The organism is Streptomyces sp. NPDC025638, assembly GCF_055558775.1.
In genome coordinates this window covers 1-9,042 of the sequence record NZ_JBVHLX010000055.1, presented here as the reverse complement: position 1 = coordinate 9,042, position 9,042 = coordinate 1, and the positions used below count along the sequence as shown (strand labels likewise).

Here is a 9,042-nt window from a genome sequence, read left to right as displayed (position 1 = left end):
TAAACGCGCGGCTGTGTGTTACCCCCCCCCTTAGTTGGGGGTTGTGTGGGTGCCCCGGCGCGCCCCCCCGCCGGGGGGGGGGGCGCCCCCCCCACGGCCCCCCCCCACCACCCGGCAGAACAGGTGGCCCGACGGGACCCAGGCGGCGCCCGAGTCCCGCAGGCTGATTCAGCTGTGCTTGTTCGAGACCTCCGCGGAGTCAAATGTGGCCATGTCGCGCAAGGCGCGCACCCCCGCCTGTACGAGCGGCAGGGCCAACACGGCACCGGTGCCCTCACCGAGCCGCAGCCCCAGGTCGACCAGCGGATGCAGGCCGAGGTGCTGCAGGGCGATGGTGTGCCCGGGCTCGACCGAGCGGTGTCCGGCCACACAGGCGGCCAGGGCATCAGGGGACAGCGCGGCCGCGACCAGAGCCGCCGACGAGGCGATCACCCCGTCCAGGATCACCGGGACCCGGCGCACGGCGGCGCCCAGCACGAACCCGGCGATCGCCGCGTGTTCCAGGCCGCCGACCGCCGCCACCGCCCCGACCGGGTCGTGCGGGTCCGGCCGGTGCAGCTCCAGAGCCCTGCGCACCACCCCCACCTTGTGTCGTCGGGCCGTGTCGTCGATTCCCGCTCCGTGACCGGTCACGTCGTCCGGGTCCGCACCGGTGAACGCGGCGATCAGTGCCGCGGACGCGGTCGTGTTGGCGATGCCCATGTCGCCGGTGAGCAGGCAGCGGCAGCCGTCGTCGACGAGTTCCGCGGCGACGCCGATGCCGACCTCGATGGCGTGGATGGCCTCCTGACGGGTCATGGCCGGAGCGTGGGTCATGTCCGCGGTTCCCGCGCGGACCCGGCGCCGCAGCAGCATGCCCGGGGTCGTGTCCGAGGCGGACACCGGAGTTGCGACCCCCACGTCCACCACGACCACCCTGGCTCCGGTCTGAGCGGCCAGGGCGTTCACTGCGGCGCCGGAGGCCAGGAAGTTGGCGACCATCTGAGTCGTCACCTCCTGCGGCCAGACACTGACGCCCTGGGCGTGGACACCGTGATCGGCGGCGAAGACGGCCACCGCGGCCGGCTCGGGCATCGGCGGCGGGCAACTGCCCGCCAGACCCGCGAGTTGGACCGACACGTCCTCCAGCAGGCCCAGCGAGCCGGGCGGCTTGGTCAGGTGGTTCTGGCGGTCACGGGCCGCGGTGCGGGCGCCGGAGTCCGCGGGAGTGATGGCGGCCAGGGTGCGCTCCAGCAACAGGCCGACGGCGGGGTCGGCAGCAGGCCGACGAGTTGGATCGGAGCCGGACGAGGGCACCATGTCGGAGCCGGACGAGGACACCATGAAGGAAGTTCCTTCCGCTGTCGGCGGTTCTCCACGCCGCCGTGAACGGGCCGCGCCCGGGCGGGTAGTGCCTGGCTGCGGGACGGCCGGAATATCCTGGCTCCCGGATCTCGGCGCCCGGCTTGTACAGCACGGGTACCGGCGCCGGCTCCCGGCCTTCCCAGCGGCCGGCTCACACCGGCTGCCAGTGGCCATCTGCGGGAGGCAGCTCCCCGGTCACAGTGGCGGGCCCGCCCCGGACTTGGGCCATCGGGCCCGCACCGGAGTTCCTCCGCACCGTCGCCCGCATCCTGCCACACTCCGCCGTCGGCAAGCAGCCGCCCGACGCGATGCCCTGCCGGGCCGGTGCAGGTCGGCGCACGGCCGAACGCAAGGCACGTGCGGGCTGCGCCGCCCTGTCAGGACCGGCTTGGAAGGCATGCCGGTCCACATGGCCCTGGGTAAGGGCCGGACGGCCCCCTCCGGTGGGGTGGGTGCGCGGCCAGGATCGGCGGGAGCGGGGGCCGAGGAGGGGGGTGCGATGGCGGACACCGAGGCGCTGCTGGCCGACGCCGTGGGGGCACGGCACGTTCTGGCCGGGGCAAAGATCCCGCCTGAGTACGCCGGTGACGAGTCGCTGACCGCCGTACCGCAGACGCCCGCGTACCTGGTCCGGCCCGCGGCGGCCGCCGAGGTGGCGGACGTGCTCAGGATCGCCGGCGAGGCCGGGATCCCGGTGACCGCCCGCGGTTCGGGGACCGGCATGTCGGGGGGATGTGTGCCCCGGCCGGGCGGGATCACGGTCTCGTTCGAGCGGATGAACCGCATCCTGGAAGTGGACGCCGTCAACCACGTGGCCGTCGTGCAGCCCGGCGTCACCCTGGACCAACTGGACCACGAGGCCGCCGAGTCCGGCCTGCACTATCCCGTGCGGCTCGGCGCGCCCACCGCCAGCATCGGCGGCACCATCGCCACCAACGCCGGCGGGATGCACGCCGTACGGCACGGAGTCACCCGCCACCATGTGCTCGCCGTCGAAGCCGTCCTGGCGTCCGGCGAGATCGTGCGCGGCGGCGGCAAGTACGTCAAGACATCCACCGGCTACGACCTGGCCCAGCTCCTGGTCGGTTCCGAGGGCACGCTCGCCCTGGTCACAGAGGCGACGCTCCGGCTGCGGCCACGGGCCCGGCACTCCACGACCGTACTGGCGGCCTTCGCGTCGGCCGAGGACGTCTTCCGGTCGGTCCCGCCGCTGGCGGGCGGGGGCCTGGAGCCGGCCGCGCTGGAGTACGTGGACCTGCTGGCCATGGCGGCGATCGCGGATGACCAGAGGACGGGGCTGGGCGTTCCCGCGTCCGTGCGCCTGACCGCGCTCGGCTATCTGCTCGTCGTGCTGGAGAGCCGCTCCGTGACGCGGCTCCAGGAGGATGTCGAGGCGGTCGGCGAGCAGTTGCTCGAACTCGGCGCGGTGGACGTCTTCGTGCTGCCCGCGGCCACGGCGAGGAGGCTGGTCGAGGCCCGTGAGCGAGCCTTCTGGACGGCGAAGGCGGCCGGTGCCGACGACATCGTGGACGTGGTCGTGCCGCGCGGCGAGCTGCACGGGCTGCTGGCCGCCGCCCAGGCAGCCGCCGAGGACACCGGGTCGCTGGTCACCGGCTGTGGCCACGCCGGCGACGGCAACGTGCACCTGTCGGTCTTCCAGCCGGACCCCGTCCGCCGCGACGAGGTGCTGCGGCGGCTGTTCCGGGCGGGCCTGGAGCGCGGCGGCGCCGTCTCCGGCGAACACGGGATCGGCAGGGCGAAGAAGTCGTACTTCCTGGAGTTGGAGGACCCGGCCAGGGTAGAGCTGATGCACCGGATCAAGCACGCTTTCGACCCGGGCGGAATCCTCAATCCCGGTGTGCTCCTCGACTGAAGCCGCCGGCTCCTCATCCCCACGGGCATGACCATCACCAGGCGAGGACGGGACGGGACGAGACGTGAACGGTGCGGAAGCGGTCGTGGCGACCCTGCGGGCGTGCGGCGTAGAGGTGTACTTCGCCAACCCGGGCACATCCGAGATGCACCTGGTCGCCGCGCTGGACGAGGAACCGGCGGTCAGGGCCGTGCCCTGCCTGTTCGAAGGCGTCGCGACCGGGGCGGCCGACGGCTACGGCCGGATGACCGGCCGACCCGCCGCCACCCTGCTGCATCTCGGACCGGGCCTCGGCAACGGCCTGGCCAACCTCCACAACGCACGGCGCGCGGCCACCCCTCTGGTCAACCTCGTCGGCGACCACGCCACGCACCACAAACCGCTCGACGCGCCGCTCGAGTCGGACATCGACGCGCTCGCCGGGACCGTCTCCGGCTGGGTGCGCCGCTGCAGCGACGCGCCGGCCGCCGGTATCCACGCCGCTGCCGCCGTGGCCGCCGCCACGGAACCACCCGGCCAGGTGGCCACGCTGATCCTGCCCGCCGACATCTCCTGGTCGCCGGGGGCCTCCCCGGCCCCGCCGCTGCCGTTGCAACCGCCCGCACCCGTGCCGGACGACACGGTGACCGCCGTCGCTGCCGCACTGCGCTCCGGAGAACCGACCGCGATCCTGCTCGGTGGCCCGGCCACCCGCGCCCCGGCGCTGCGCGCGGCGGCCCGCGTCGCCGCCACCGGGGCCCGGCTGCTGTGCGAGACCTTTCCGGCGCGCCTCGAGCGCGGCGCGGGCCTGCCCACCGTCGAGCGGCTCGGCTACCTGCCCGAGGGCGCTCGCGCCCAACTCCACGGCCTACGGCACCTGGTGCTGGTCGGCGCCCGCACCCCGGTGTCCTTCTTCGCCTATCCGGAGACACCCGGCCTCCTCGTCCCTCGCGACTGCCACGTCCATACCCTGGCCGGCCCGGGCGACGACGCCGTAGAGGCCCTCGCGCACCTGGCGGACCTGCTGCCGCACGCGGCTGCGGCGACGGCGGCCCGGGCCAGGCCGGAGCCACCCGCGGGCGATCTGACCGGTGAGTCGGTCGCCACCGCTGTGGGAGCGCTGCTGCCGGAGGGGGCGATCGTGGTGGACGAGGCCAACACGTCCGGCCTGTGGCTGCCCGCGGCCACCGCCGGTGCCCCGCACCATGACTGGCTGACCCTCACCGGCGGCGCCATCGGCCAGGGCCTGCCGCTGGCCGTGGGCGCCGCGATCGCCTGCCCCGACCGGCCGGTGGTGTGCCTGGAGGCCGACGGCAGCGCCATGTACACCCCCCAGGCGCTGTGGACGATGGCCCGCGAGGGCTTGGACGTCACCGTCATCATCTACGCCAACCAGTCGTACTCCGTCCTGGAGATGGAGTACGACCGCCTGGTACCGACCCCGGACGGCCGGGCTCGCGGGCGGGCCGTCCGGGACCTGCTGGACCTGTCCCGGCCGGACCTGGACTTCGCCGGACTCGCCCAGGCAATGGGAGTGCCCGCCGCCCGCGCCACCACCGCCGAGGAGTTCACCGCCCAGCTGACCAAGGCCCTCAAGGAGCCCGGCCCCCACGTCGTCGAGGCCCGCGTGCCCCCGCTCTTCGGCCCAAGCCACGCGTCATGACGGCATGGCCGGACCAGGCGGGTGAAGGTGCGTGCCGCGAAGGCCGGTGACCCACCGATCACAAAATCAATTGTCCGACAAGGTGGCGTTCCGACGGTCCACGGCCTCAGCGAAGTGGAGCCAGCCGTCCACTTCGAGATTCGTTTCAGCCGGCCGGAGCTCCAGGGCAGGTGCTGCTGCATCCAGCAGGCGCCGGACCGTCCCCGGCTCGTAGAGGTTGAGCTGGCTCTGATCCGGAAGCCGTATTACTGTCCCCGACTCGAAGTAGCAGTTGGAAATGACTCCAGTCGGGGTTGGGGCAAAGACCAGGGACAATCCACGCCCAGGACCTCTCAAGGCTCCCTCTGTGAACAAGGAGAGCGTCACGCGACAGTCGGCATAGGCAGGTCTCACTCGCTGCCGTACGGTCCAACACCAGGTGGTCTCGTCCGTGACGAGGCGACGGACGCGTCGATCCTTCTTCACCGGCCCACCGTAGAACAGAGTCTCTCGCAGGCAGGAGGATCTTTTTCCTCCTGCGGTAGCCCACCACGATCATTTGTCGGACTGGTGATCGCCGCGCTGACGCCGGCCCGGCTCCTGCCGGAGCGCGTGGCACCGGCCGAACTGGCGTCGGCCTACTGGGTCTTCATGGGTGCCGCCGCGATCAGGGTGCTCGCCGGTGCCGGACTGCCCACCCACGAGAGCGTGGACGGCTGATGATGGCCGAGGACGTCAACGCCGCCATCCGCGGCGCCGTCGCAGCGGGTGCCGACGACATCACCGTCAACGACGCGCACGGCCCGATGCGCAACCTCCTGCCCGAGTCACTGCACCCAGCGGCGCGCCTCATCCGCGGCAAGCCCAAGCAGATGGTCATGCTCGAAGGACTCGCTCCCGAGCACGACGCCGCAATCTTCGTCGGCTACCACTCACGGGCCGGTGCGCTCGGCGTACTGAGCCACAGTTTCATGGGGCACGAGATCGAAGACATGCGGTCGCCGCCAGTCTCTCCCTGCCGCCGAAGGCTCCGGCCGTCGCGGCGGCCCCGGCCACCCTCACAGTCCGGTGGCGGTCGGCTTCAGTGGCCTCGACGCTCCTGCGAATTCCAGGCGTCACCTCGGCAGATGCCCGCACCGTCCAGGCGCAGGGCAGGCTGCCCAGCCTCTACCGGCTGTTCGGAGTGTGGATGCGAGTGGCGGCGTCCCTGGCCAACCAGTCCCCGTACTGCTGACCGCCGTGTGCAACGGCCGGCCGGAGATCGGGCCTTCGCCCTACGGTGGCCGCATGGCCAGGAGCGGGGTGCTGTGGCGCGGGTGCAGAAGTCCGCTGATGCCGTCGGCGAGGGTGACGGCGTCAGAAGGCGGGGAAATCCTGCACGGTCGGGGTCGAACGCCCAGCCCCGGCCATGTACTGCTCTCCGCTGCCGCAGACGCCTGACACGCGCAGGGCGCCGGCGTCCACCAGGCCATGCTCGGCGGTGTATCGCGGGCGTATCGAAAATCGCATACGCCACCGCAACGGCCCTCCGTCTCCAATGGGGGCATGACCCCCAACGCATCCCTGTCGGCACCGCCTCGCCGCACGCGCAGGATCGTGGTCCTCAGCCTGGCGATCCTCGGCATGGCGAGCGCCGTGTTCGTCGTGCGGCGGCCGCTCATGATGTCCGCTCCGATGTGCATGGCCGGGCGGTGGCACGGCTGCTTCGACACATTCAACGGTGTGGTGCTCATGACGCTGGTCGCGCTGCCGTTGGCCGCGCTGGTGGTGTGGGCTCTGACGCGCCGTCGGCGGGCCGCCGGCGTGACATCGGCCTGGCGGCTGTCTCTGGCCGAGGTGGGCATGGTCCACGGGACGGTGCCCCTCGTATGGTTGACCATGATGCCGGGCGGCGGGTCCGACACCGCCCCCGCCCGGGTGAGCCTGGTACCACTGCGAGACCTGGTCACGATGGGTCCGGTCGGGATCGTCGGCAACCTGCTGATCTTCGCGGCGCTGGGGTTCTTCGCCCCGATGCGGTTCGCGGCGCTGGCGTCTGTGCCGCGGATCCTGGCGCTCGGGGCGGGCTGCTCGGCCCTGGTCGAAACCGCACAGTACGTCCTGCGGCTGGACCGGGTGTCCTCCGTGGACGACGTACTGGTCAACGCCGCCGGCGCCGTACTGGCCGCGCTGGCGTCGCGCCGCTGGTGGCGCACCACGGCGGAAGCGCCGTCGGACCAGCCTCGCCCCGCGCCGGCACCGGCAGGCTGAGCCGCTTGTCCGGTGGGCACACGTCTTCACATACGTCGGCGATATCTCGTGCTGCTTAGGCTTCGGACATGCGCGTACTGATCGTGGAGGATGAGCCCTACCTGGCCGAAGCCGTCCGTGACGGTCTGCGGCTGGAGGCGATCGCCGCCGACATCGCCGGCGACGGCGACTCCGCCCTGGAACTGCTCAGCCTCAACTCCTACGACCTCGCGGTCCTCGACCGTGACATCCCCGGCCCCTCCGGTGACGAGGTCGCCCGGCGCATCGTCGCCTCCGGCAGCGGCATCCCGATCCTCATGCTCACCGCTGCCGACCGGATCGACGACAAGGCGTCCGGGTTCGAGCTCGGCGCCGACGACTACCTCACCAAACCGTTCGAGCTGCGGGAGCTCGTCCTGCGGCTGCGGGCGCTCGACCGCAGACGCGCGTACGCCCGGCCCCCGGTCCGCGAGATCGCGGGCCTACGGCTCGACCCCTTTCGCCGGGAGGTCTTCCGCAACGGACGCTACGTCGCACTCACCCGCAAACAGTTCGCCGTGCTGGAAGTCCTCGTCGCCGCCGAGGGCGGGGTCGTCAGCGCCGAAGAGCTGCTGGAACGGGCCTGGGACGAGAACGCCGACCCCCTCACCAACGCCGTGCGCATCACCGTCTCCGCACTGCGCAAACGGCTCGGCGAACCGTGGATCATCGCCACGGTGCCCGGCGTCGGCTACCGGATCGACACCGGAATGGACACCACCGACCCCGGCAGTACGCATGCATAGAAGCCCAGGGCTCAGCGCCCGACTGAAACTCACCCTCAGCTATGCCGGATTCCTCCTCGTCGCCGGCGCTCTCCTGCTGGCCGTGGTGTGGATGTTCCTGCTGCGCTACGTACCCGACAACAGCCAGGGCCTGCTCGGGATCTCACCCAACCGCTACCTTCTGGTGCGAACCTTCGCCCCCGCCGCGGCCCTGGCGATGGCCTTCCTCCTTGTGTTCGGCCTCGTCGGAGGGTGGATCCTCGCCGGCCGGATGCTCGCACCACTCACACAGATCACGGATGCGGCACGGATGGCCGGGAACGGGTCGCTGTCCCACCGGATCCGCATGAAGGGCCGCCAGGACGAATTCCGTGAACTCTCCGACGCGTTCGACTCGATGCTCGAACGGCTCGAGTCCCACGTCGCCGAGCAGCAGAGGTTCGCCGCGAACGCCTCCCACGAACTGCGTACCCCGCTGGCGATCTCGCGGACGCTCCTCGACGTGGCCCGCAAGGACCCCACGCGGGATCGGGGCGAACTCATCGATCGCCTGCACGCTGTCAATACGCGGGCGATCGACCTCACCGAGGCCCTCCTGCTGCTCAGCCGCGGCGACCGCGGAAACTTCACCCGCGAGAGCGTCGACCTCTCCCTCATCGCCGAAGAAGCCGCCGAAACGCTGCTTCCCCTCGCCGAACAGCGCCGGATCACGCTCGACGTCACCGGCGGGCCGGCCCGGACCAGCGGCTCCGCGGAGCTCCTGCTGCGGATGGTGACGAACCTCGTCCAGAACGCCATCGTCCACAACCTCCCCGCCGGCGGCACCGTGACGGTCCACACCGAGGCGCACGGCGAGACGAGCGTGCTGCGGGTCGAGAACACGGGCCGTCGGCTCCCACCGGAACTGGTACCGACCCTCACCGAACCCTTCCAGCGCGGAACGAAACGCGTACGCACCGACGAGCACGCCGGCGTCGGCCTCGGCCTGGCCATCGTGCACAGCATCGTCCGCGCCCACGACGGAACCCTCGACCTCGTTCCCCGCCCCGCCGGCGGTCTCCTCGTCACGGTCCGGCTTCCCAGCACGCCGCAGGCATCGTCCCCGAGCGGGGCCCACTAGTCTTCTGAGTCAGGAATTCTGTTCAGATGTGTAGGGTTGTGGGGTGGCGCGTACTGGGCGGCCGAAGGCCGAGTTGATCCTGTCGGACGAG

The 9,042-nt window shown here is 71.8% G+C and carries 7 protein-coding genes, 1 pseudogene and 1 riboswitch; of the genes and pseudogenes, 7 read left to right on the top strand and 1 reads right to left on the bottom strand.

What is annotated here, in order from left to right; all coding sequences use genetic code 11:
* Window positions 1-168 precede the first annotated feature (168 nt).
* Window positions 169-1,323, bottom strand: a complete 1,155-nt coding sequence (gene cobT / locus ACZ4EG_RS46385; protein WP_467795031.1) for a nicotinate-nucleotide--dimethylbenzimidazole phosphoribosyltransferase — start codon at window positions 1,321-1,323, stop codon at window positions 169-171.
* 90 nt (window positions 1,324-1,413) lie between these two features.
* Window positions 1,414-1,594, bottom strand: a riboswitch (cobalamin riboswitch).
* Window positions 1,595-1,843: 249 nt separating this feature from the next.
* Between cobT and ACZ4EG_RS46380 the strand changes: the two genes are divergently transcribed.
* From ACZ4EG_RS46380 to ACZ4EG_RS46350, 7 genes and pseudogenes are all read left to right on the top strand, one after another.
* Window positions 1,844-3,217 (top strand): FAD-binding oxidoreductase, encoded by a 1,374-nt coding sequence (locus tag ACZ4EG_RS46380; protein WP_467795030.1) that lies wholly within the window; start codon window positions 1,844-1,846, stop codon window positions 3,215-3,217.
* A gap of 64 nt (window positions 3,218-3,281) precedes the next feature.
* Window positions 3,282-4,859 carry an acetolactate synthase large subunit gene (locus tag ACZ4EG_RS46375; protein WP_467795029.1) on the top strand — a complete coding sequence of 526 codons (1,578 nt, stop codon included), beginning with the start codon at window positions 3,282-3,284 and terminating at the stop codon, window positions 4,857-4,859.
* A 549-nt stretch (window positions 4,860-5,408) separates the two neighbouring features.
* A complete protein-coding gene (locus ACZ4EG_RS46370) occupies window positions 5,409-5,558 on the top strand; it encodes a hypothetical protein (RefSeq protein WP_467795028.1) in 150 nt (49 codons plus the stop codon).
* Window positions 5,543-6,072: pseudogene (locus ACZ4EG_RS46365) on the top strand (M55 family metallopeptidase); the annotation flags it as partial. The gene ACZ4EG_RS46370 and the pseudogene ACZ4EG_RS46365, both read left to right, overlap by 16 nt.
* A 311-nt stretch (window positions 6,073-6,383) precedes the next feature.
* Entirely contained in the window at window positions 6,384-7,088 is a 705-nt protein-coding gene (locus ACZ4EG_RS46360; protein WP_467795027.1) for a VanZ family protein, read from the top strand.
* Between the two features lie 68 nt (window positions 7,089-7,156).
* Window positions 7,157-7,852, top strand: coding sequence for a response regulator transcription factor (locus ACZ4EG_RS46355; protein WP_453549345.1), 696 nt, complete (start codon window positions 7,157-7,159; stop codon window positions 7,850-7,852).
* Window positions 7,845-8,951 carry a sensor histidine kinase gene (locus ACZ4EG_RS46350; protein WP_467795026.1) on the top strand — a complete coding sequence of 369 codons (1,107 nt, stop codon included), beginning with the start codon at window positions 7,845-7,847 and terminating at the stop codon, window positions 8,949-8,951. Before ACZ4EG_RS46355 ends, ACZ4EG_RS46350 begins: the two co-directional genes overlap by 8 nt.
* Window positions 8,952-9,042: the final 91 nt, after the last annotated feature.

Bases quoted from the DNA above. Each gene is read 5' to 3' on its own strand.
- ACZ4EG_RS46360 (WP_467795027.1), top strand. From the start codon at position 6,384: ATGACCCCCAACGCATCCCTGTCGGCACCGCCTCGCCGCACGCGCAGG.
- ACZ4EG_RS46355 (WP_453549345.1), top strand. From the start codon at position 7,157: ATGCGCGTACTGATCGTGGAGGATGAGCCCTACCTGGCCGAAGCCGTC.
- ACZ4EG_RS46350 (WP_467795026.1), top strand. From the start codon at position 7,845: ATGCATAGAAGCCCAGGGCTCAGCGCCCGACTGAAACTCACCCTCAGC.
- ACZ4EG_RS46380 (WP_467795030.1), top strand. From the start codon at position 1,844: ATGGCGGACACCGAGGCGCTGCTGGCCGACGCCGTGGGGGCACGGCAC.
- cobT (WP_467795031.1), bottom strand. From the start codon at position 1,323: ATGGTGTCCTCGTCCGGCTCCGACATGGTGCCCTCGTCCGGCTCCGAT.